We start from the raw sequence: 22475 nt of genomic DNA, 5'->3' as shown, positions 1-22475 counted from the left end.
TGATATATATATACCCGTGAATAATCGTTTTTATAAACGGCTATTTACGACGATGAACACAGTGTCGCGCTGTGAACATCAACCTGATAATGATTTCTTCCTTGAATCATTATCAACTCTTATTCAAGACACTCTATGAGTGCGTGAAAATGTCAGACTTTACAACTTAATCTGGTTTAGTCACCAGATATTCAAGCTTTTACTTAGGTAAGACTACTTGGGGTTGTATGGTTAAGTGACTAAGCGTATGTGGTGGATGCCTTGGCAGTTAGAGGCGATGAAGGACGTGTTAATCTGCGAAAAGCGAAGGTAAGGTGATAAAAACCGTTACAGCCTTCGATGTCCGAATGGGGAAACCCACCCGTCATCAGGCGGGTATCCTAAAGTGAATTCATAGCTTTAGGAGGCGAACCGGGAGAACTGAAACATCTAAGTACCCCGAGGAAAAGAAATCAACCGAGATTTCCTTAGTAGCGGCGAGCGAACGGGAATTAGCCCTTAAGTGATTTGTACATTAGTGGAACAAGCTGGAAAGCTTGGCGATACAGGGTGATAGCCCCGTACACGAAAATAAACTTATCATGAAATCGAGTAGGTCGGCACACGTGAAATGTTGACTGAACATGGGGGGACCATCCTCCAAGGCTAAATACTCCTAACTGACCGATAGTGAACCAGTACCGTGAGGGAAAGGCGAAAAGAACCCCTGTGAGGGGAGTGAAATAGAACCTGAAACCGCATACGTACAAGCAGTGGAAGCCGGATTTAGTCCGGTGCCTGCGTACCTTTTGTATAATGGGTCAGCGACTTATATTCTGTAGCAAGGTTAACCGATTAGGGGAGCCGTAGCGAAAGCGAGTGTTAACTGCGCGTTCAGTTGCAGGGTATAGACCCGAAACCCGGCGATCTACCCATGGGCAGGTTGAAGGTTGAGTAACATCAACTGGAGGACCGAACACACGTATGTTGAAAAATGCGGTGATGACTTGTGGGTCGGAGTGAAAGGCTAATCAAGCCGGGAGATAGCTGGTTCTCCCCGAAATCTATTTAGGTAGAGCCTCGGATGAATACCACTGGGGGTAGAGCACTGTTAAGGCTAGGGGGTCATCCCGACTTACCAACCCTTTGCAAACTCCGAATACCAGTGAGTACTATCCGGGAGACACACTATGGGTGCTAACGTCCATTGTGGAGAGGGAAACAACCCAGACCGCCAGCTAAGGTCCCAAAGTACTAGTTAAGTGGGAAACGATGTGGAAAGGCATAGACAGCTAGGAGGTTGGCTTAGAAGCAGCCATCCTTTAAAGAAAGCGTAATAGCTCACTAGTCGAGTCGGTCTGCGCGGAAGATGTAACGGGGCTAAACTAGTCACCGAAGCTGCGGATTCAAACTTTGTTTGAGTGGTAGGGGAGCGTTCTGTAAGCCGTTGAAGGTGTGTTGTAAGGCATGCTGGAGGTATCAGAAGTGCGAATGCTGACATGAGTAACGATAATGGGGGTGAAAAACCCCCACGCCGAAAGACCAAGGTTTCCTGTCCCATGTTAATCAGGGCAGGGTAAGTCGGCCCCTAAGGCGAGGCGGAAACGCGTAGTCGATGGGAAACAGATTAATATTTCTGTACTTCTTATAATTGCGAAGGAGGGACGGAGCAGGCTAGGTGAGCATGGCGTTGGTTGTCCATGTGAAAGTATGTAGGTTGGAATCTTAGGCAAATCCGGGATTCTAAGACTGAGATACGAGACGAGGCTCTACGGAGCTGAAGTCATTGATGCCATACTTCCAGGAAAAGCTTCTAAGCATCAGATTATAAGGAACCGTACCCCAAACCGACACAGGTGGTTAGGTAGAGAATACTAAGGCGCTTGAGAGAACTCGGGTGAAGGAACTAGGCAAAATAGTACCGTAACTTCGGGAGAAGGTACGCCGACTATGGTGATGGGACTTGCTCCCTAAGCTGAAGTCGGTCGAAGTAACCAGGTGGCTGGAACTGTTTATTAAAAACACAGCACTGTGCAAAATCGAAAGATGACGTATACGGTGTGACGCCTGCCCGGTGCCGGAAGGTTAATTGATTGGGTTAGCTCTGCGAAGCTCATGATCGAAGCCCCGGTAAACGGCGGCCGTAACTATAACGGTCCTAAGGTAGCGAAATTCCTTGTCGGGTAAGTTCCGACCTGCACGAATGGCGTAATCATGGCCACACTGTCTCCACCCGAGACTCAGTGAAATTGAAATTGCGGTTAAGATGCCGTATACCCGCGGCTAGACGGAAAGACCCCGTGAACCTTTACTATAGCTTGACAGTGAACATTGCTCCTACATGTGTAGGATAGGTGGGAGGCTTTGAAGCCAGCACGCCAGTGTTGGTGGAGCCAACCTTGAAATACCACCCTTGTATGCGTGATGTTCTAACCTGGGGCCCTAATCGGGCTTGGGGACACTGTCTGGTGGGTAGTTTGACTGGGGCGGTCTCCTCCCAAAGAGTAACGGAGGAGCACGAAGGTTGGCTAAGTATGGTCGGACATCATACGGTTAGTGCAATGGCATAAGCCAGCTTAACTGCGAGACAGACACGTCGAGCAGGTACGAAAGTAGGTCATAGTGATCCGGTGGTTCTGTATGGAAGGGCCATCGCTCAACGGATAAAAGGTACTCCGGGGATAACAGGCTGATACCGCCCAAGAGTTCATATCGACGGCGGTGTTTGGCACCTCGATGTCGGCTCATCACATCCTGGGGCTGAAGTCGGTCCCAAGGGTATGGCTGTTCGCCATTTAAAGTGGTACGCGAGCTGGGTTTAGAACGTCGTGAGACAGTTCGGTCCCTATCTGCCGTGGGCGTTTGAGAATTGAAGAGGGCTGCTCCTAGTACGAGAGGACCGGAGTGGACGAACCTCTGGTGTTCGGGTTGTCATGCCAATGGCATTGCCCGGTAGCTACGTTCGGAACTGATAACCGCTGAAAGCATCTAAGCGGGAAGCAGGCTTTAAGATGAGTTCTCACTGGGACTTTAAGTCCCCTGAAGGGCCGTTGGAGACTACAACGTTGATAGGCAAGGTGTGGAAGTGCTGCGAGGCATTGAGCTAACTTGTACTAATGACCCGTGAGGCTTAACCATACAACACCCAAGTGGTTTTAAGATTGTATGAAGACTGACATAACAAACAAAAGTCACGTACACATAGATTTGAATAAGATTAAGTAAATATATCGTTTTCCAAGATTGACTGTTTTTGTCTAGCGACAATAGCACTGTGGTACCACCTGATCCCATGCCGAACTCAGAAGTGAAACGCAGTAGCGCCGATGGTAGTGTGGGAGTTCCCATGTGAGAGTAGGACATTGCTAGACTTCTATTTAGAAAAGCCCGATTCGAAAGAGTCGGGCTTTTTGCTATCCAAAAAAATTTATATAGCAGCAATGTCTGCAGCATTGAAAATCTCGCTAATACTTTTCATGTTTTTTCGTTGCAGGGCCTTGTACAGCAATCCATACGCTAACGCATAAATAGCACAAGACTAAATGCGGGCATAGCCTGATTTATCGTGCGAATTGGTCTTTTATTAATAGTGCTATCCAAACCACAAAGGAGAGCGCCTATTTCAACATTACTTATCTATTCACTGTTGTTTTAACAGCAGCAACTAAAGTCGCAACCCCTGAGTGAAGCAACACTCAGAGGTCGCTAACCACAACGAACTTAACGAGAGTACGTCATGGCTAAATATCATCATACGCCAGAGCTTGACTCGGCAAAAGTAAAATATCCCATTTATCGGCAACTTACCGTGCAGGAGACTGTCTGCGGGTCGGCAGCAAGAACCCGCGGTATAGGGATTAACTATGTACCGGTAAAGCTTGAACCTTGTGTTGTGCTCAGAGGCAAGTGGCTTAGAAAGGCCGGATTTGCTGTTGGGCAAAAAGTCCGTATTGAAGTAAATCAGGGGGCAATCTACATAATCCCTAAGCAAGTTGATGTTGCGGTCGGTAACAATCGGCAAACGGAGGATTAGCACTAAAGTGGAAAAACTAAACTGCTGTGCTGAAAGCTGGCATAGCAGTTTTAGTTTTGGCGCAATGCTAAAATATGGGTCTTTCACGCATCCATGTTGCTTATTGTCAGACTCTTATTTAGAGAAGCCCGATTCGAAAGAGTCGGGCTTTTTGCTTTCCTGAACTGAGCTTTTGTTTAGCAACAATAGCAATGAAGTTGGAGCAGCCCTTCGACTCCTAGAAATGGTATGTGATAGTACTTCAGCTGCCAGGTTCACTTATCTAGTCATTTTCTTCACAAAGACGACCACAAAGAGGGCTATGGTAAAACTGCCGGTAAAAGCCTCTACAGCGGCTACTGTGCGGGAAACGCCTACGGGGGTGAAGTCGCCATAGCCAAGTGTAGTGAAGGTAACGACAGAATAATATAAGCAAGACAGGTATAAGCTAAAGTTATCTGTGAGACTGGCACTGCTGTCAAATGTCTGGATACTTCCCTGATAATTTAGTCCGGTCATAGCGTATATAAAAGCACAGCAAATAATGATTAATATGGAGATACCTATTATGCGTACGGGGGCTTCGCCATAACCGCAAAACAGATCGATAACTTTTGATGTCAACCGCTTAGTGCTGAATTTGGGCAGCTGCATTCTGCGCATGGTGAGCTCTTTTTGAATAAACTCTCCGGCCATCGCAAAAATTCCTTCGCGCTCGGCATGTTTTCTTAGATCGCGATAAATTTCTTCTGCCTGCTCAAAATAATCATGTGCCTGAGTGATATTTTTTTCTTTTAACGCCTGGTGCGCAAGGTACTCCTGCCTGAGTTTTTTTCCTATCCGTAAATTCTCTACCTTACTGTGGCTCCAGCGAACGCCCAGTAAGTTGGCTTGCTGTAATGAGGCGCAGTTCAGGTTGGCGTAACGTAAGTCGGTTTTCATTAAACTGGCGTGATCAAAAGTGATATTGAACAGGTGGGCCCCTTCAAGATCAGCCCGGTAGAGATCGGCATAAGAAAAGTCATAACCTGTTTTCTTATTATGGTTAACCAGATCTATTTCTTTTAGGTTGGCGCGTTTAAGGCTGATCCCCCTTAAGAGTCCGCCACTTTTAGCATATTCTTCCAAGGCCTGTTTAATTTCTGGGCCTTTTTTGTCCGTGGACGGATCATGCCAAAAGCATAAGCCGGATTCATTGGCTTCACAGGAGCAATTATAATTCTCCGGGTCTTTATATTGGCACAGGGGCTTTTCTTGATCCATTAACGCAGGCTTCCTTTTATTTATTAATACAGTATAGTTAGCGAACTTGAAAATGCTGCGTTTGGTGTGTTTTTTATACCAAGCATATAAAAGTGAAGGTAATTATGAATATCCAATTATGTATTGCAGACTATAAGGATGAACAACAGGGCAAGGATTTATTGATGCTGTTAAATGCCTATGCGCTCGATCCCATGGGGGGAGAGGAGCCGTTAACTGAGTATGTTAAAGAGAATTTGCTGACTGCTTTGTCTCAACGATCAGACATGTTTACCCTGCTGTGTTACCTGGACGGTAAACCGGCCGGTTTGATTAATTGTATTGAAAGTTTCTCAACTTTTAGTTGTCAACCTGTGATTAATGTCCATGATGTTGTGGTGTTACCTTTCTACCGGGGCCATGGTTTGTCTGAGAAAATGTTACAGGAAGTTGAAAATATTGCCAGGGAAAAGGGCTGTTGTAAGCTGACCCTGGAAGTGCTGCAAGGTAATGCAGTCGCGCAAAAGGCCTATCGAAAGTTTGGCTTTTCAGGTTATGAGCTTGATCCTGAAATGGGGCAAGCCATGTTCTGGGATAAGAAACTCGCCGGCTAAGGCTGAGCTTGGCATGACCATGCCTCTTTGTCAGGAACAAGGCCCCGGAAGTTAAATTACCGGGGCTGCTTTACCCATTATCGCCACTCTCGTGGCTGATCTAGTATTGTTTATTAAAAAGAGATAGGTCTTCTCTTACCTTGAGAGGCTTCGGGCTCTGGCGGCTTTTTAGCAGCCTTTTTCTTCGTGGAAGGTTTTTGTTGTGCCTGCTTTGCTTTTTTGGACCGGGGAGGGGGCATATCAGTTGCCGGAGCTGGCTCTTCTTGCTCTACCAGGCGGATCTGTATGGCATCGCCGTTAAATTCCACGATGTCACCGTCAAAAACCTTTTTACGCTTTTGGTATTCAACTTCATTATTAAGCAGTACATAACCTTCGCTGATCACTATTTTTGCTTCACCGCCGCCGCCAACCATATTGGCTATTTTAAGTAACTGGCAAAGTGCTATCGGTTGCTCAGTTATTTCTACTACCTGGTATTCAATGTCTTCTTGCATATTTTTCTCTAAATCAAGTTTCTAAGGCGGTCTACTTTCATGCTAAGGCGTTATTCTAACATGTCGGCGGATAAGGCGGTTAGTAGTATCTGCTCTAGGGTTTAACGGCGGAAAAGTAAAAAATGAATGTTTTTTAATCTTTTTTCGTAATTTTACTTGCATCTAATACCTTTTTCTCTATAATACGCCGCGCAAGAAACGGCAAGATACCTGAAAGGGTATTACGCAAAGCTTCCGGTCTAAGGGTAATTACCTACGATAGCGGGGCCACCTAAGCTGATTGGGTAACGTGCGTCTGTTTCACTACTTCTTATTTGTTGATGAAAGGTTATCTGATGAAAAAATTACTTATTGTTCCTGCTGTTGCTCTTCTGTCTGTTGCTTCAATTCCTGCTGTTCACGCTGCGGATATCGCTCAATCTATCTGTGAGTACGTTCAAGCGGATGATAAAGGCCGTTTACGTTCTTACCTTAAATCAAACAAAATCAAAATCCGTAATGTTTTCGACGGCGTTCAATGTAACGGTCAAAACTTATTGGCTTTTGCTTCAGAGAAAAACTCTCTGGTTACCGGTACTTTGATGATTAACAAATTACCAAGAAAAAAAGTAGAAGGTGTTTTAGCTTCTATCCAGTCTCCTGAATTAACGGCTGCTGCTCAAAAACGCATCAACGGTTAATATTAAGCCCTAAAGGCTCGCTGTAAAAATTTCTAAGCCCGGTGTTCCAAGAACACCGGGTTTTTTTATGGCTGTTGGTTTAATCAGGTGCTGTTTATTCTAACCAGCAAAAACTAAGATAGTTCCAAGTGAGTTCGTCCTGAACCCTAGGCAAAAGGACGTCAAGAAAACGTCTCTGTTTATATCCTTTCCTCCTCCTGCAATATTTTATTCAGTAAAGTTAGCTATTTTTCATGTGGTTAAAAAACGCTCTTTTTTAGTACGATAAACTGGAACAGGTGTTGCCTGTAAAAATGCCGGTCATGGTGACTAAAACCGTAATTTTGAGGGTAGTACGATGAAGTTGAATTCGATCACATCCGGTTCTTTGATTAATAGCATGACGCTAATGGGTTCTATGCTGTGCAGCTCGGCAATACAAGCTGCGGTGCCGCCAGCCTATGGCAGTAACTTACTTAACCAGCAATCCTCCGTGGCAACCAATGTTGCCCCCATGAATAGCTGGACCCCGGGTTGGGTGCTGGTGGATGCTTTTGCCAAAGCGCAGGACTGGGTGCCAATGCCCTGTGATTTTTCCTCCTGGGGAACCGGACCTGCACTGGATCTGGATAGTAACCGCTGGATACGTTCATTACAAAATGAGCAGTGTGCCTATACCTCGGTTTTCAGTAATCAGGCAGGGCACTATCCTGGGGGGACCTATGTGATGTTGTTTGAAGGGGAGGGCATGTTTATTACCGGGCCTTCCGACAATGAAACGGTTTATTACCCGGGTATGGAAGTGGAAACCACCGGCAACGGGTTAAAACGCATCACCTTTGATGTTAACCGGCAAACCCAGGATGAGAACGGGATCAGTTTTTTACTCTTGTCACAGCAGCAAGACTATATCCGCAATGTGCGCCTGATCACCCCGGGTGGTGTTTGCGGTCGCTCACCAACCGAATTAAACCGGTTAAAGCAATGCCAAACCCCCAGGGGAGGCACCGGCCAGTGCGCGCTGGATGAACAGTGCTATGACTACGAGCAGGTTTATTATGACAGATTTACCGATCCCGTGAGTGAAATGGACAATAAAGTGGTCTTTCATCCGGAATATAGCCAGCATTATCAGCAATACTCCGCCATTCGTTATATGAAATGGTCCAGGGTAGAAGACAACCCGGTGGTCAGCTGGAGCGACAGGGTAACGCCTCAGGAAGCGATGTTTACCCGGGATGACCGCGGTTTTCCCTATGAATATATGATTGCCATGAGCAACCTGCTCAATGCCGACGGCTATTTTAATATTCCTGTGATGGCCGATACACACTATATTGAGCAATACGGCGCTATGGTCAACAGCCTGCTTCAGGATAACCTCAATGCCTATATAGAATACGGCAATGAGTTCTTTAATGCGGCGACACCTTTGCCCTGGGGACATGCCCTGGCGCAGGCGAACCTGCCGACATCAGGTATTCCCGCCACCGACAGCGACTTTACCAAGGTGGCCAAATGGTCTTCCGGGCAGGCCGCGGTGGTGTTAAACCAATGGCGGGCGCAGTTTGGCCAGAATTCCGATCGCGTTACCCGGGTTATCGCAGGTTTTAACCCTATTCCCAGTTATACCCAGACCGCGGTGGAATTTGAAAATACTTATGCCAGTGTTGATGCCCTGGCTATGTCCGGTTATATCGGCCCCGACAGGCGTTGGGTTGACGATCAGAGCCGGTTTGATACTCTGACCCTGGATGAAGTGTTTGAAGAAATTACCGATGGCCGTCATCTGCAATCGGGTGCATCGCTGGCAGATCTTAACCAGGTATATACACAAGCCAATGCCCTGGCAAGCACGCACGAGCTTTCACTTATGCTCTATGAAGCAGGCCAGCATATAGTGTCCATTGGCGCACCGGCAACAACGGTATCAACCATGATCCAGGCTAACCGGGATCAACGCATGGGCACTGCCTATACCAGTAATTTTACTAACTTTCGCAATGCCGGTGGTACTTTGATATTTAATTTTCTGGTGGAGGACCTGTGGAATGAAAACGGCACTTTCGGCATGCTGGAATATCAGGATGATGGCCCGTCCCTTTCTCCTAAATACCAGGCGGTGAGTGACTTTATTACCAATAATCCCTGCTGGTGGACGGGATGTAACTAGCCGAATTAAAACCGGGCACTAGGTCATTCATGGCGTATTGTTAGTGCCTGAACTTTAATGTGTAATTTTAGTAGTAAGTGGTTGAATTATGAGCTGTTAACTGGCACGAGTTGTGCAGCGTGCCAGTTTGGCAATTTTGCCATTAATTTGACAAACAGAAAGGATTTTCTTCTCTCATGCACAAGTATTACATGAAAAAAACTTACGAGAATAAACTGATTACTTTAGTTTTTCTTACTATGTTAGTGGTATTGATGTCGGTAAAACCGGTTAAAGCTTCCACCATTATTTTAGATTTTACCTCTAACCCATCAACCAATATCTTCGGTGTTTCCACCAATGCCTTTGATTCTTCTCCTTTTGGTTTTACCGGCTTATCCCACAGCCAGGTAATTGATAGTATCTTTGATACCGTTGTTGAAGACTTTTTTGGTTATGTTTATCCGTCGTTGCCACCGGGTAAAGAGCTAGATCTTGACTTTGAAATCGGCACCATAGGCTCAGGACCGTTAAATGGTGACAGTGATTACTCTTATTTTAAAATAGGGGAAGATTACCTCAATCAAACCGGTGCGTTAGGGCACGCTTGCTTAAGCTGTGCCTTAACGGATAACTTTAGTTATTCGGCGGGAGCCGTGGTTGGCTCTATCTTCACCGACAATTTATTAGGTTTGGCGCAGTTGGCGTTAACCGATGAAGACAGGATCAACCTGATTGCCGGTACCACTTCCCATGAAATTGGTCATGCCTTGTCACTGCCTCACCCTACAAGTGCAGAAGCCAACCCGGGAGAGTCCAGCTTTGGTTTGATGGGCACCGGGGCATCGCCGACCAGCATGCCAAATGGTGAGCGTATATTAGACCGTGCTTTCTCTTACAGTAACTTTGAGCAGCTGATCAATGCCGTCGGTTTACGTGACATTGCCGTTGATGTACCTGAGCCGGGAACGGTGATCTTGATGTTATTAAGCCTGACATTACTGGCTTCACGCAAAAAGCTGAGTAAATAAAGCTTTTATGCGTTTTATCTCAGTAAAACAAGCCGTTGTTATTACTATGATAACAGCGGCTTTCTCTTGTACCATAGCCGCGCCACCTGCACGGGCGGACCAGCTGTTTTTTACCGCCAAAGAGCTGGTAAAAATGGCTGATGTCGCCGTTATCGGCACTTTGGTGGATAAACATCAAATAACACTGGCAGGTGAGCAGAAGATTAACCTGGGCGTGCTTCGTATTGAAAAGCACTTTAAAGGCTTAGAGAAAACACAGACCACTTTACTGCTTCAGTTAGCCCCCTATCATAAAGCCGGACTCACCAGTACCGATGTGCTCTTGCCGGAGAATGCCCAAGGTTTATGGTTATTGCAAAAATATCCGTCGGGTCTTTATCGTCTCGAACGTTCAGACGCGTTAAGGCCAGAACAAGATGCAGCAGAGCTATTTAAGGGGGACAAATAGTTAGTTGCTGATTGCATCTTGATCTCTCCTGTAACAATAGGCCCGCTGGCATAGGCAATTTGCCTACCGTATCCTCACAGGGGCTTGCCTGTTATAGCCGTCAGCATTTTATCAGCCGTTGACCGGGGGATCTCAACCTTGATTGTTTCATGCATTTTTTTCAAGTTGCGCCTGGTTATCACCGTAAGAGGAAGGTTTTTCGGCAACTCCCCGAAAATTGCCTGATAGAATACTAAGGCCGTGAAATAGGTGCCCTGGGGAGACGGGTGAATTTTATCCGGGGTATGAAGGGCAATATGCGGTGCTGCCTGATTCAGCCGTCGCCATGCTTGTGCTACCGGGACAACCTGGCCATCAACCGCTTGTGCCAGCTTGGCATATAATGCATTGGTTTCCTGGTACATTTGAGGCACAAAAGCCTTAAAGGCCGCTTTTTCCTGTTCATCTTCATAGCTGTCTACCCACCCGGGTATGCCGTTATAAGCCCAGGTATTAAATAATAACAGCCGGCTATTTTGCTGTTTTGCGATATTGGCAAACAGTTTGCCGTATTTAAGGGTTTTCTCCGCTTGGTCGATCGCGCTGGCACTGGAGTCCTGCAATACCACAAAATCCCATTTTTCAGCGATGATTTTTTGCCGGGCAATCCCCCGTTGCCAATGCTCAATTAAAGCTGTGCTGTTTTTCAACTCCGAGCCGATAACCAATTCTTTGCTATTGGCACGGGCAAAAGCTTGTAACACATCGGGTAAATAGTTATTCCCGGTTAAGCTGTTACCGATAAAGAAAATTTTTGACGGTGTTTTTTCTAAAGGGAGCTGAGTACAAGAAAGTAAGCCGAATATTAAGAGCAAGACTGTAAGAAAAGTGCTTAGATAGTATTTCATGTAAAAGTCCGTTTTATAAGAAAATATAAGGCTTATACCTATCTGAATTGAGGTCTATTTGCAGCGAAACAGATGAGTGATTTGTTATTGGTATTTTTTATGCGCTTACCCTAACATAGATTTTTCGGCTGTGTACAGGCAAGGCAAGAGTCGTTTTAATTGAGTGGTAAAAATGATGCTTTACTTTTTCGGGGAAAATCTATATAGTTTCTCGGTTATTTATTCGCCTCTCGTTTATTTAACAGATTATCTTAGTGATAATTCGTGTTATGTCTTTCCCTTTCACAGTCAGATATCACCCCAAATATTAAGCTTAATTGTTGTCTGATTTTCGAGTATACCCTCGTTAAGCTAGTTATAATTTTATAAAAGATCTGATCAAACAATAATATAGCTTTTCTAATTCATGCGTTGTTACGCAAATTTAAAGAGTTTTATTATGTCATATACATATAATGGTACGGTTTATTCAATAACCTCTCCGGTCACGTCGATTTCTGTTAACAAATTCAATGTCGTTGTCAGAGATCAAAAAGGTGCCCAGTTATTTACGTTTACGAATGTAAACGATTCAAAACGTTTTTTAGCTTGGGTATACCAGGCTTAACTTTCTTATGATGATGCCTTTGTTCTCAAAGGCATCAGTCAAAAACAGGCTATGGCGAATAAGCTTTCGCCTTTGCCGAGAATGCTCCAACCTTTTATCTGTGATCCCTCTACCTTTTGTTGTCACTTTCCCACAGGCTAAAAATATGTCCTCTTTAAGTGGTAAGACCAGGTGTAAGAGTGTTAGGCTGTTACTGCTTATTTTATTTCAGGCTGACGGAAATTTACCATGAAAACTTTTAACTCGGACGATATCACTATTGATTGCCAGGATGGCCAACAGCTTGCCGCTACGCTTTTTACACCCAAAGACGAGGTAAAAGGGGCGGTATTGATAGGCCCGGCAACCGGTATCAAGCGTCAGTTCTATCACAGTTTTGCCTGTTATCTGGTTGAAAATGGCTATGGTGTGATCTCCTATGATAACCGGGGCATAGGGGAGTCATTATCAGGAAAAGTGCGTGCCAGTAAAGCCTCGCTGCAGTGTTGGGGGGAGCAGGATATGCCCGCGGTATTAGAGGCGTTAAAAGGTTACTTTCCTGATACGTCCTATCATTTAATTGGCCATAGCGCCGGCGGACAGCTTGTGGGTTTGATGCACAACGGCAAAGATTTGAGCTCTATTTTTAATTTTGCCAGCTCCTCGGGGCAATTAAAAAATATGAAACTGCCATATTCCCTGAAAGCCAATTTCTTTATGAATGTTTTTGTGCCGTTAAGCAATTTATTTTTCGGCCATACTAAATCCCAGTTGGTGGGCATGGGGGAGCCGCTGCCTAAAGGGGTTGCCCAGCAATGGCGTCTTTGGTGCAATGGTCAGGGTTATGTTAAAACGGCCTTTGGTAAAACGGTTAACCAGCACTGGTATCACGAGCTGACTACGCCCTCTATGTGGGTGAATGCCAGTGATGATGATATTGCCATAGATGATAACGTGGCGGATATGTTGTCTGTGTTTAAAAAGCTTAAGGTTGACACCCTGACGGTATCCCCCCAAGCGCATGGTTTAGATGAAATTGGCCACATGAAGTTTTTTAGCCGTAAGTCAAAAAGTTTATGGCAACATGCCATTAACTGGTTAGAGCAGCACAGCAGCAGCTAACGCCATTTATTTACCGTGTGCCAGGGATTGTGTTTTTATTGCTGCGATTACTGAAACAGGTGACTTTGGGGGTGAACAGGCTTAAACCGGCGTTAACACTTGTGTATCCGCATGGCTAAACAGGCTGACTTATGGTGATATAAGCAGCGAAAAAGTATGGAAAAGCTTGTTAAATGAGCAGCGAGGCTTTATAAATTAATCATATCGGCTTTTAAAGCAAAAGGATGCAGCTTTGGATTTTTCGACTTTTATCATACTCGTTGTTTTTTTACTGCCGTTTATTATTTATACCGACAGCAAGGCCCGGCAGGAGGAGAACCCGCAGGGCAGTGAATTGATCATTTCCCTGTTACCTTTATGTGCCTTTTTCTATAGTGAGCAATATTGGCACTCGCTGTCGATCCTGATCTTGATGATGGTTTATGGTATCGCATTAAAAATACTGGCCCATAAAAAAGGCTGGTTACATTTTGATATTGCGCTATTAAAAAGCCATTGTATCGGAGTTTTTTTCCTGGCGATCTCGGGTTATTTACTCTACCTGCTACTCAGCAGCCTTTGGGGGCTTTTCTTTGGTCCGGAAGGGATAATGGCAACGGTTAGTGAGAAACGCCTTTACTGGCCTTTCATTATTTATGCCTTGCTCATTGCTGCTATTTTCCTGACCATTTTCACCGATCAGGGGCGGGCGCATGCCAATAAGCTTGCCCCTTATGCTTTATTTGGGGTTTTGGCCGGCTTTGTTATCTTACCCTGGTTTACCGGCTTTTACTGGCTGTTGATGCTGGCTGGAGCCTTGATTTTTCTTTTTATTACCGAGTTTATGTGTACCTATAAAAGTGAAGATGTTACCGGCACCGGCGGTATCATGTTTTTTTATGGTTATGTTTATATGATGGCCAGTGTGGTGAGTGTCTTTATTTATCTGATCTTTTTTTAGGGGAATTTAGCGGCAACTTGATGAAAAGCACTATCAGGTGTTAACCGATCAGTGCCAGGGCTATTTGCGGCAGTGACTGGCTTTGTGACAGCAGGGCGGTAATGGCCTGTTGCTGAATCTGTAATGCCGTTTGCTTGGAGGTTTCCTGGGCAAAGTCTGTGTCCTGGATACGGGAGCGGCTGGCGGTGATATTGCTCTCGATATTAGACAGGTTATTGATGGCGTGATCCAGGCGATTGGAAAAGGCCCCGAGGCTTGCCCGTTGATCGTTGACATACTGCAGGGCATCGTCGATAGAGGCTATTGCACTCTGGGAGTCCGCTACCAGGTCGATACCGCTTAATCCCAGGTTATCTGAAGAAAAGCCGCCGACCAGCATCTTGATGGTTTCATCAGCATTGGCGCCGATTTGAAACTGGGTAGTTTCTTTCGGACCGCTTAGCTCAGATTCATAATCGGCCAGCAATACCTGGTTTAAGCCTGTGGCCGCATAGTTGGTGCCCGAGGTAAAGTCGTTCGGATCGGTATCATCATCGCCTTTAACAAAATAAGCGGTAAAGTTTGCCGTAGTATTATTGCCGTTGGCGCCGACTATGGTTTCTTCCCGGCTGGGGCCGCCGTCGGCATCAAGGCCGCCAAAAGCGCCGTTATCGGCATTGGCGGTATTGATATTGGCGGTGATAAAATCTTCAAAGACGGTACCGCCCATGATTTCTGTTTGAAAGGTATTTTCATCAGCATAGGGGGTGGTGGAGTTGAACGCGGCGTCAAAGGTTTGTCCGCCCGCCAGGGCCGCCATAAAATTCTGGATGCCGGCGCTGCCGATCTTGTCTTCAAGGTAGCGCATGGCAATATAACCGCCGGAATAGACACCGGCGATTTCTATGCCTGTAGAGGTGGGGGCCGAATTGTCGCCAAAAATGCCGTTTAATTCGGCTTTAAGCGCCGCCACGCCAAAGTTGGCGATGTCGGATGCCACCCTGTCATCGGCGCCGCTCACCGCTTCTGCCGTGCCTTCGCGAAACCAAGTGGGGGTGGAGGCCAGATCCATTTGGTTGGCCATCACCGCATGGGTCATTTCATGAAGCAGGGTTGATTTTAACTGGTTGGTTTTGTCGCCGTCTAAAGTGGAAAAATCATCCAGGTCGATATTCATCATCAGCTCTGTGCCGGCGGGAGCCAGATAGGAAACCGAGGCCAGTACCCCGGAGGCGCCGTCGATATTTTCCAGGTTAATCTTAAAGTCGGCGCCATCGCCGGTTAGTCCTAAGACCGACTGGATGATATCTTCCGACTCGGCCAGTACGCCGCTTTGCAGCACATTTAAAATATTGCGTTCGGCTTCATCGGCGCCGCCGGAGCCTATGCTGTCGGTTTGGTTAAAGACCTGTTTGCCGCCAAAGGTAGTGGTTTCGTTGATGCGGGTTAATTCCTGTTTCAGCTGGCCGAACTCTTTATCCAGGGCATCTTTATCGTCATTGGATAAAATTCCGTTACTGGCTTGCAGTGACAGATCCCGCATACGGAATAACACATTGGTGACTTCTTCCAGGGCGCCTTCTGCGGTTTGGGCGATAGAAATACCGTCATTGGCATTGCGCTGGGCAACCGACAGGCCGCTGATCTGACTGCTCATACGGTTGGATATCTGTAATCCGGCAGCATCATCCGCCGCCGAGTTGATGCGCATGCCGGAAGACAGGCGCGCAAAGGTGGTCGACAATTGATTGGCATTCGCCGTTTGTTGACGGTGTAAAAATAAATTGGTTGTGTTGGTATTTACACTGAGCACACACTCATCCCTTATACAGATATCTTTTTCTTTATCGGCATAAAAGGATATTTTTTAAGGTAAAAATTGACATTTCTTTACAAATAACAGGGAAGTAAGATATTTTCTGATTGTAACTTGTTGTAAACAAAGGGTAAAAATCCGTAATTTATATTGATAAATTTTTCATTAGCTTGCCATTAATACAAAAGTACCGGGTGAGTTCGTTATTGCCGGGGAAAAATAATCCGATATTTGATGCTGTTAACCGCTTCCTGGTAACTTACTCGCGGGAAAAGCTGCGCTTTATCTGACAGAAACTCTGTCTGAAACAAGATAACTTGGTTTATTGGGTTATATTTAAAAACAATGCCTGAGCGATATTGGAAATTGTCCCGGGGTTTTCCCGGCCAAAGGCGGTAATCCACTTGTTTTAGTTTGGGACATTGTGCGGAGTTTCTATATGATGATCATCAATCAGCATAGCCTGTCTATTTCCATTAAACGTACCCGTGAAAGATATTTTTTGACCTTTAAGGCAGTGGGGAAACTGACCCATCAAGATTATGAAATGATCAAGCCTTTGATTGTCTCGGCTTTAAGCGGCTGCGATAAGCCTAAACTCGATCTGCTAATTGATATTACCCAGTTCAGGGGCTGGTCCTTGCGGGCCGCCTGGGATGACTTTATCCGCGGTCTGAAACATTGCGGAGAGTTTGAACGGGTAGCAGTATACGGCAGCCAGAATTGGCAGCGGATATTAAGTAAAGCCGGGAACTGGTTTATTGCCGGGGAAGTGCAGTATTTTGAAAACCGTCTCAGTGCCCAGCGCTGGATTGAATCTTAGTGCGATAAGCGAAAAATTAAACTAGTTTTCATGAAAGCATCCGGTTAACGGCAAAATCTGTCGGATGCTGTTAACTTGTCCTTGTCTGGAAAATTTTTCAAAGGCTAGTTTTACCCTGTGATATTTTCTTTCCTTCACTTTTACAGGGCGTGGTTATCGCTTGCTATATCCAGCATGATAGCCCGGGAAAAATGTTTTTTCGGCAGAATATAATTGGCGAAATAAACCTGGTAGTTATTAGATAAGGTCTCTTTTACCAGCGACTTACTGATATAGTGATCAGGGATAAAACGTGAAGTTTGCTGCTGGAAATCGAATTCGTTAAAGCTGAGTAAATCAAATGAGGCCGGCTGTAAAATGTCCAGAATAAGCGGCGCCCGTTCAATCAGGTTAAGGTTGGACTCGACACTGACATAACTGCTGTTGGCCTGCGGGGTCACATGTATGGTTAAGTACTGGTGATCGCGTATGGCATTAACAGAATAGCCGTAGGGCTTAAAAACAAAGTCATCGAGGCTAAACCCCGGCAATAAACGCTCCAGCTGTAAAAACTCCCGTATCTGGCTGGCCGTTAATCCCGGCGTGGTTAATTTTTCTGAGGCCTGAGAGCTGATCTGATAAGCCAGCAATTCATAGGTTTTGTGCTCCGGATTGGCCCTGAAGCCATTATCCTGGTGAAAGACATAGTTATGATGGCTGTCCATTTCACCAAAGCGTAATGCCTTGCCCGCGAGATAACGGCTCAGTAACTTGATATCATCACCAAAACAGCTGGGCTGGGCATGGGAGAAATATTCATTTTTACGCTGGTAGGTAACATGCACCAGCTTATCAACCCCTATCTTTTGGATAAAATATTCCACCGAGTTAACTAACCGGGTTTCGCCGCAGGTGAGAATAACAAAACGATCTGCCCAGACAAACAGGCTTGATTCTGACAGTAAAAACGCTTTGCACTTTTGGTTAGACATAGTGGAGAGGATGCGGGCATTGCAACAATTGACTAATGCCGCCCAAAAATCATCGCTGATATCGGTAAGTAAACAAAGCTGTTTTGGATCAACGAATACTTCCGCCTTCTTTTCTGAGCCTTCAAAGAACAAGTTTTTTCCTCAAAATATAGGGGTTGTCAGGCCAGCATAACCAACATTAAGTTATGCTGGTTTTATCTGTCGCCTTATATGAAAAATCAGCGCTATTTTACGAGTATCTTTCGTTATTTTAAACACCTTTTTGTTTACGAAACGTTACTGCTTTTACTGGGATAAAAAACCAGGGGGTTTCCTTGTTGATAAGAAAAACAGCGGTTATCGTGCCGTTTAGCTCTGCAGCAAAGTCCAGGGGAATAAAACAGGTTTTTGCAAAAGAGGCTGCCGCTGATAATTACTTGCCGTGAAACAGCCAGATTTTATGACGTTGACCATGAACCGCCGCATGCCGTTAATAAAGGGGTTAAAGATTAAATAAAGATATTAAAAACATCCACTTTTCTCGAAAAAAGGAGGGTAAATAAATATTCATATATTACTTGTCACTCTTCCATTGGTTTTAGCAGGCTGTATTAATTGTATTGTTTAGTGGTGAGAACTAATACAGGGCACCCGTTAACGATATATGTACACTTCGTTCACTAAAGTGTTGGTTTTTTTTACACTTTCGTACCTATTCACTTCTTATTTGTTCTATCTGTTTGTATTTTAAACGCTTTTGTTATTGGCATGTTGCTTGCCTTAGTACGTCTGCCCAAGAAAAGCAAATAAAAATATTGAATTATTCATTTAACGAGCAAAAAGTACCTTGCTTGTGGAATATCAATCGAATTTCTTGGCTTCAGAGATTAAATAAAACCTGGTAGTGAAAAATAATAATAACAATTACTTAAAATCATCCTGGTATTTCCCTTGAACGAAAATACCCTTTTATGAAAAGGACTGGAAATGAACAAAAATATAATAATGGGTTTATTGGTATCACTTGCCGGCTTTACCGGTACTGCCCAGGCAAGCCTGATACAAGATAATCTTGCAGACAATTCATATCTTTCCTCCTCCGGAGCTGCTTCGTTAAGTGCCAACACGGCATCTGAGGTGGATATTTCCGGACAATTCGATTTAAACGGCCTTGATTATGATTATGCCAAGATCTCTTTTTCTTTTGTTGATGATACCTATCTGTTTGACGATCACCATCCCGGGGATTTAGGTGAAGCAGATAATAGCTGGGGAGAGAGGCCCTATGTCCGTGAAAGCGGCTTTGTTGCGTCATGGTTCTATGACGGCAGTGAGGTCATGCACTTTCCATTTCAGGATATTATCGAAACCGCAGGCATCAGTATCGGCAATATTCTCAGCGGTACTGCCAGTGCCAGTTATATGGACGAACATACCGTATATGCCCATGAGCATGACGAATACGGTCATGAGTGGGAGCCGATGCCGACCTGTGCGCCGACTTGTCAAGAATACTCATTGGAGCACAGTGTTCAACTTGAAGGTTATACCGGCTATTTCACTTTTGAATCTGTTATTCCAAAAAGAATGATAGATTCCAGCCTGATTAACGGTATGCTGAACTTTGATATTAACGCCGTCTCCGGTGATTTTCATCTGGCAGCAGCCACCTTGGAAACTTTTGTTTCACCAGCCTCAGTTCCAGAGCCGGCGACTACAGCTTTATTGGCTTTGGGTTTATTCGGAGTTGGGTTACGTCGCCGTAACAAATGTTAAGATGGAAATAAAGTATTAGAGAAAGGCATTGGTTGGAAATCAGTGCCTTCTTTATATATGGAGATATCTATCCTGTGGCTTCATGGAAGACGAAGAGCAGGGTTTATATATGGATACATTTCAGCTTTTTTTATTAATTCAATTGCTTAGCTGTCAGCTTTCTTTACAGTCTATATGTCACCTTTTCTTTTATCGATGAGACTTAATTTAGTGAATAATAAGATCGAGGGATGAAAGCCGTACACATGAGCGTTATTCCCAAAATACCTTATGCACTACGTCAAGAAGCTTTGATGGTTGGGAGCTGAGTAAATATGTCCAGCAAAATATTCTTGAAACGGCCGGCGTGAATATCGGAAATGTCAGTTCGGGCACCAGCAGCTGTCAGTATATGGATGTTTATATGGTGGAGCAGCATATGCATTTTCAACCCGGCTCTGAATGGTTGATACAGGCCGGTTTCATTGACTCGAATTGTGCCGATGGTTATCGTATGGAGCATTGTTATCAAGCAGAAAGTTTTACCGGTATCTTCATCTTTGAAACTTTTTTCCAAAATCTCTGGTGGGCCCAACCACAGTACATGGTATGCTGAATTTTGATCTTGAGGCTTTACTAGGTGATTTTCACTTAGTCTCAGCTACGCTGAAAAGCTTGGCTTGAGTACCCGAGCCGGAAATGATGAGTTTGTTTCTGTTAGGCTTAGCGGGCTTAGGTTTGGGCCGTGGCAGACAAAAGCCTTAAAGCGATTAAAAATCAAAAAGTTTCTTGAATAAATAAGGCCGGGTAATTTGCTTACCCGGCCTTAAATATATTTACCTGCGCTCCTTTATTTTCTTCGAAGTGCCGGCACTATGTTATTAAAGCGTTGCCGCTTTCATTGCTTTAACAAAATCAGTTAACGCTTCAAGCATAACCTCTGGTTGCTCAAGATGTTGCTCGATAATTTTCACCACGGCCGAGCCGCTGATCGCTCCGGTTGCACCGCTATCAAGCGCCGCTTTCACCTGCTCCGGTTGGGAGATACCAAAACCTATGACCGCAGGCGGGGCATTATACTGAGCCAGCGCCGTGATCAAGTGATCACCCGGTATTTCCGCCTGGGTTTCTGTGCCTGTCACGCCGGCGCGACTTAATACATAGGTATAACCTTCACTAAAGCAAGCTACCTGCTGTAAAGTTTCTTCACTGGCATTAGGGGGGGCGATAAAAATAGGGGCTACGCCGTGGGTTAATGCCGCTTTTCTAAAGGGCTCGCTTTCCCTGATGGGCAAGTCGGCAATTAATACCGAATCAACCCCGGCCTCTGCCATGTCGCGATAAAAGTTATTCAGGCCACGGGCAAATACCAGGTTGCCGTAAAGCAGCAAACCGATTGGCATATCCGGGGCGTATTGGCGTACCTGGCGCAGGATATCGATACAGAGATCGGTATTCATGCCCGAATCCAGGGCACGGATCCCCGCTTTTTGTATGGTTTCGCCATCGGCGCTGGGATCTGAAAAGGGGATGCCCAGCTCTAACGCGTCGGCGCCTGCATCTATCAGGGTTTTGATTATGGCCAGCGACTGCTCGGCGTTGGGATCTCCTATGGTGACAAAAGGAATAAAAGCTCCCTGGTTGTCTGCTTTTAACCGGGCAAAGGCCTGTTGGTAACGTAAACCTGGCTGAGTCATTATGCTTGCTCCCCGTCTTGTTCTTTGGTTGTTGAAGGCGCTGCCCCGGCTGAGGGCTCTTGCTCTGAAAGGATAGTGTGGACATGTGCCAGATCTTTATCGCCGCGACCGGACAGGTTCACCAGGAAAATGGTTTCTTCACTGACTTTATCCGCCATTTTCAGCGCCTGTGCCAAAGCATGGGAAGACTCCAGCGCCGGGATAATACCTTCGTTTTTCGCCAGCGCCTGAAAAGCGGCCAAGGCTTCATCATCATTAATCGGTACATAGTCGGCGCGGCCGCTGTCTTTTAACTGGGCATGTTGCGGCCCGACGGCAGGATAGTCCAACCCGGCTGAAACCGAGTATGACTCTTCAATCTGGCCGTGTTTGTCCTGCATGATATAGGTGTAGTTACCGTGTAACATGCCTTTGGTACCTGCGCTTAAGGTGGCGCCGTGCTGATCTGTGTCTATGCCTTTACCGCCGGCTTCAACACCGACAAGTTTCACCCCGTCCTCTTTGATAAAGTCATGGAACATGCCGATGGCGTTAGAGCCGCCGCCGACACAGGCGATAACGTAATCCGGCAACCGGCCTTCTTCTGCCAGCAATTGCTGCTTGGCTTCTTCACCGATCATTTTCTGGAAATCACGTACCAGGGTCGGGAAGGGGTGGGGCCCTGCGGCGGTACCGAGTAAATAATGGGCCTTGTCATAACTTGCCGACCAGTCGCGCAGGGCTTCGTTGACGGCATCTTTTAACGTGCCGCTGCCTGCGGTTACCGGGATCACTTCTGCCCCCATCAAACGCATGCGAAACACATTCGGTTGCTGGCGCTCGCAATCAACCGCGCCCATATAGACCCGGCATTTTAACCCTAACAGGGAGCAGGCAATGGCGGTGGCTACACCATGTTGTCCGGCGCCGGTTTCAGCGATAATTTCCGTTTTGCCCATGCGCTTGGCCAACAGTGCCTGGCCCAATACCTGGTTGGTTTTATGGGCGCCGCCGTGCAGCAGATCTTCCCGTTTAAGGTAAATCTTAGCCAGCGGATTTTTCACCAGGTTGCGGCACAGGGTTAACGGCGTTGGCCGCCCGGCATAGCTGGTGAGTAATTTATTAAACTCTGCCTGGAAGGCCTGGTCCTGCTGGGAGTCGATAAAAGCCTGCTCCAGCTGCTCCAGGGCAGGCACGAGTAATTCACCGACATACATGCCGCCGAACTCGCCGAAATAGGCGGGCAGGGATCTTTTTACGGCACTTTCATTTTGGGCCTTATCGGCGCTGCTGGTATCTTTGTTCAT

18 protein-coding genes, 2 rRNA genes, 1 pseudogene and 1 riboswitch are annotated in these 22475 nt (G+C 45.8%); of the genes and pseudogenes, 14 read left to right on the top strand and 7 right to left on the bottom strand.

The window, feature by feature from the left end; genetic code table 11:
- The first annotated feature begins 229 nt into the window (after positions 1-229).
- The 3 genes from SG35_RS17535 to SG35_RS17525 all read left to right on the top strand — a co-directional run bounded on the left by SG35_RS17535 (position 230) and on the right by SG35_RS17525 (position 4012).
- Positions 230-3117: ribosomal RNA gene (locus SG35_RS17535) — 23S ribosomal RNA — on the top strand.
- Positions 3118-3235: 118 nt separating this feature from the next.
- Positions 3236-3350, top strand: a 5S ribosomal RNA gene (rrf, locus tag SG35_RS17530).
- A gap of 365 nt (positions 3351-3715) precedes the next feature.
- Entirely contained in the window at positions 3716-4012 is a 297-nt protein-coding gene (locus SG35_RS17525) for a SymE family type I addiction module toxin (protein ID WP_044831755.1), read from the top strand.
- Between the two features lie 258 nt (positions 4013-4270).
- Here SG35_RS17525 and SG35_RS17520 read toward each other — a convergent pair whose 3' ends face one another.
- On the bottom strand, positions 4271-5254 hold the full coding sequence (locus SG35_RS17520; RefSeq protein ID WP_044831754.1) for an ion channel: 984 nt from the start codon (positions 5252-5254) through the stop codon (positions 4271-4273).
- A gap of 104 nt (positions 5255-5358) precedes the next feature.
- On the opposite strand from SG35_RS17520, the gene SG35_RS17515 reads away from it, so the two are divergent.
- Positions 5359-5847 carry a GNAT family N-acetyltransferase gene (locus SG35_RS17515; protein ID WP_044831753.1) on the top strand — a complete coding sequence of 163 codons (489 nt, stop codon included), beginning with the start codon at positions 5359-5361 and terminating at the stop codon, positions 5845-5847.
- Between the two features lie 113 nt (positions 5848-5960).
- On the opposite strand, the gene SG35_RS17510 is transcribed toward SG35_RS17515, so the two are convergent.
- The gene (locus SG35_RS17510; protein ID WP_044831752.1) at positions 5961-6344 is read right to left on the bottom strand and encodes an RNA-binding S4 domain-containing protein; all 384 of its coding nucleotides are present in this window, start codon (positions 6342-6344) and stop codon (positions 5961-5963) included.
- A gap of 190 nt (positions 6345-6534) precedes the next feature.
- Positions 6535-6619: riboswitch (cyclic di-GMP riboswitch) on the top strand.
- Positions 6620-6679: 60 nt separating this feature from the next.
- Between SG35_RS17510 and SG35_RS17505 the strand changes: the two genes are divergently transcribed.
- The 4 genes from SG35_RS17505 to SG35_RS17490 all read left to right on the top strand — a co-directional run bounded on the left by SG35_RS17505 (position 6680) and on the right by SG35_RS17490 (position 10634).
- Complete coding sequence (locus SG35_RS17505; protein ID WP_084692592.1) at positions 6680-7024, top strand: DUF3718 domain-containing protein; 345 nt, start codon at positions 6680-6682, stop codon at positions 7022-7024.
- Between the two features lie 337 nt (positions 7025-7361).
- The gene (locus SG35_RS17500) at positions 7362-9176 is read left to right on the top strand and encodes a hypothetical protein (RefSeq protein ID WP_152646530.1); all 1815 of its coding nucleotides are present in this window, start codon (positions 7362-7364) and stop codon (positions 9174-9176) included.
- A 191-nt stretch (positions 9177-9367) separates the two neighbouring features.
- Positions 9368-10186, top strand: a complete 819-nt coding sequence (locus tag SG35_RS17495; protein WP_044831749.1) for a PEP-CTERM sorting domain-containing protein — start codon at positions 9368-9370, stop codon at positions 10184-10186.
- A gap of 7 nt (positions 10187-10193) precedes the next feature.
- Positions 10194-10634 (top strand): hypothetical protein, encoded by a 441-nt coding sequence (locus SG35_RS17490; RefSeq protein WP_044831748.1) that lies wholly within the window; start codon positions 10194-10196, stop codon positions 10632-10634.
- A gap of 74 nt (positions 10635-10708) precedes the next feature.
- Here SG35_RS17490 and SG35_RS17485 read toward each other — a convergent pair whose 3' ends face one another.
- Positions 10709-11521 carry an SGNH/GDSL hydrolase family protein gene (locus SG35_RS17485; RefSeq protein ID WP_044831747.1) on the bottom strand — a complete coding sequence of 271 codons (813 nt, stop codon included), beginning with the start codon at positions 11519-11521 and terminating at the stop codon, positions 10709-10711.
- An 835-nt stretch (positions 11522-12356) separates the two neighbouring features.
- Between SG35_RS17485 and SG35_RS17480 the strand changes: the two genes are divergently transcribed.
- Both SG35_RS17480 and SG35_RS17475 read left to right on the top strand, forming a co-directional pair.
- Complete coding sequence (locus tag SG35_RS17480; protein ID WP_044831746.1) at positions 12357-13229, top strand: alpha/beta hydrolase family protein; 873 nt, start codon at positions 12357-12359, stop codon at positions 13227-13229.
- A 232-nt stretch (positions 13230-13461) separates the two neighbouring features.
- Positions 13462-14169, top strand: a complete 708-nt coding sequence (locus tag SG35_RS17475; RefSeq protein WP_044831745.1) for a hypothetical protein — start codon at positions 13462-13464, stop codon at positions 14167-14169.
- Between the two features lie 40 nt (positions 14170-14209).
- On the opposite strand, the gene SG35_RS17470 is transcribed toward SG35_RS17475, so the two are convergent.
- On the bottom strand, positions 14210-15961 hold the full coding sequence (locus SG35_RS17470; protein WP_044831744.1) for a flagellinolysin: 1752 nt from the start codon (positions 15959-15961) through the stop codon (positions 14210-14212).
- Positions 15962-16403: 442 nt separating this feature from the next.
- Between SG35_RS17470 and SG35_RS17465 the strand changes: the two genes are divergently transcribed.
- Positions 16404-16787, top strand: a complete 384-nt coding sequence (locus tag SG35_RS17465; RefSeq protein WP_337993184.1) for a SpoIIAA family protein — start codon at positions 16404-16406, stop codon at positions 16785-16787.
- 140 nt (positions 16788-16927) lie between these two features.
- Here SG35_RS17465 and SG35_RS17460 read toward each other — a convergent pair whose 3' ends face one another.
- A complete protein-coding gene (locus SG35_RS17460) occupies positions 16928-17890 on the bottom strand; it encodes a hypothetical protein (protein WP_044831743.1) in 963 nt (320 codons plus the stop codon).
- Positions 17891-18724: 834 nt separating this feature from the next.
- On the opposite strand from SG35_RS17460, the gene SG35_RS17455 reads away from it, so the two are divergent.
- The 3 genes and pseudogenes from SG35_RS17455 to SG35_RS32120 all read left to right on the top strand — a co-directional run.
- Positions 18725-19513 carry a PEP-CTERM sorting domain-containing protein gene (locus SG35_RS17455; protein ID WP_044831742.1) on the top strand — a complete coding sequence of 263 codons (789 nt, stop codon included), beginning with the start codon at positions 18725-18727 and terminating at the stop codon, positions 19511-19513.
- A gap of 346 nt (positions 19514-19859) precedes the next feature.
- Entirely contained in the window at positions 19860-20108 is a 249-nt protein-coding gene (locus SG35_RS17450; RefSeq protein WP_044831741.1) for a hypothetical protein, read from the top strand.
- Between the two features lie 71 nt (positions 20109-20179).
- Positions 20180-20257, top strand: a pseudogene (locus SG35_RS32120) (PEP-CTERM sorting domain-containing protein); the annotation flags it as partial.
- Between the two features lie 116 nt (positions 20258-20373).
- On the opposite strand, the gene trpA reads toward SG35_RS32120, so the two are convergent.
- Both trpA and trpB read right to left on the bottom strand, forming a co-directional pair.
- Entirely contained in the window at positions 20374-21189 is an 816-nt protein-coding gene (trpA, locus tag SG35_RS17445) for a tryptophan synthase subunit alpha (protein ID WP_044831740.1), read from the bottom strand.
- Positions 21189-22475, bottom strand: a complete 1287-nt coding sequence (gene trpB / locus SG35_RS17440; protein WP_084692600.1) for a tryptophan synthase subunit beta — start codon at positions 22473-22475, stop codon at positions 21189-21191. The genes trpA and trpB overlap by 1 nt, the downstream gene beginning before the upstream one ends.

This window comes from Thalassomonas actiniarum (assembly GCF_000948975.2).
Lineage (GTDB): Bacteria > Pseudomonadota > Gammaproteobacteria > Enterobacterales > Alteromonadaceae > Thalassomonas > Thalassomonas actiniarum.
This window is presented reverse-complemented; position numbering and strand designations above follow the sequence as displayed.

Bases quoted from the DNA above. Each gene is read 5' to 3' on its own strand.
- SG35_RS17525 (WP_044831755.1), top strand. From the start codon at position 3,716: ATGGCTAAATATCATCATACGCCAGAGCTTGACTCGGCAAAAGTAAAA.
- SG35_RS17520 (WP_044831754.1), bottom strand. From the start codon at position 5,254: ATGGATCAAGAAAAGCCCCTGTGCCAATATAAAGACCCGGAGAATTAT.
- SG35_RS17515 (WP_044831753.1), top strand. From the start codon at position 5,359: ATGAATATCCAATTATGTATTGCAGACTATAAGGATGAACAACAGGGC.
- SG35_RS17510 (WP_044831752.1), bottom strand. From the start codon at position 6,344: ATGCAAGAAGACATTGAATACCAGGTAGTAGAAATAACTGAGCAACCG.
- SG35_RS17505 (WP_084692592.1), top strand. From the start codon at position 6,680: ATGAAAAAATTACTTATTGTTCCTGCTGTTGCTCTTCTGTCTGTTGCT.
- SG35_RS17500 (WP_152646530.1), top strand. From the start codon at position 7,362: ATGAAGTTGAATTCGATCACATCCGGTTCTTTGATTAATAGCATGACG.
- SG35_RS17495 (WP_044831749.1), top strand. From the start codon at position 9,368: ATGAAAAAAACTTACGAGAATAAACTGATTACTTTAGTTTTTCTTACT.
- SG35_RS17490 (WP_044831748.1), top strand. From the start codon at position 10,194: ATGCGTTTTATCTCAGTAAAACAAGCCGTTGTTATTACTATGATAACA.
- SG35_RS17485 (WP_044831747.1), bottom strand. From the start codon at position 11,521: ATGAAATACTATCTAAGCACTTTTCTTACAGTCTTGCTCTTAATATTC.
- SG35_RS17480 (WP_044831746.1), top strand. From the start codon at position 12,357: ATGAAAACTTTTAACTCGGACGATATCACTATTGATTGCCAGGATGGC.
- SG35_RS17465 (WP_337993184.1), top strand. From the start codon at position 16,404: ATGATGATCATCAATCAGCATAGCCTGTCTATTTCCATTAAACGTACC.
- SG35_RS17455 (WP_044831742.1), top strand. From the start codon at position 18,725: ATGAACAAAAATATAATAATGGGTTTATTGGTATCACTTGCCGGCTTT.
- trpA (WP_044831740.1), bottom strand. From the start codon at position 21,189: ATGACTCAGCCAGGTTTACGTTACCAACAGGCCTTTGCCCGGTTAAAA.
- trpB (WP_084692600.1), bottom strand. From the start codon at position 22,475: ATGAACAAAGATACCAGCAGCGCCGATAAGGCCCAAAATGAAAGTGCC.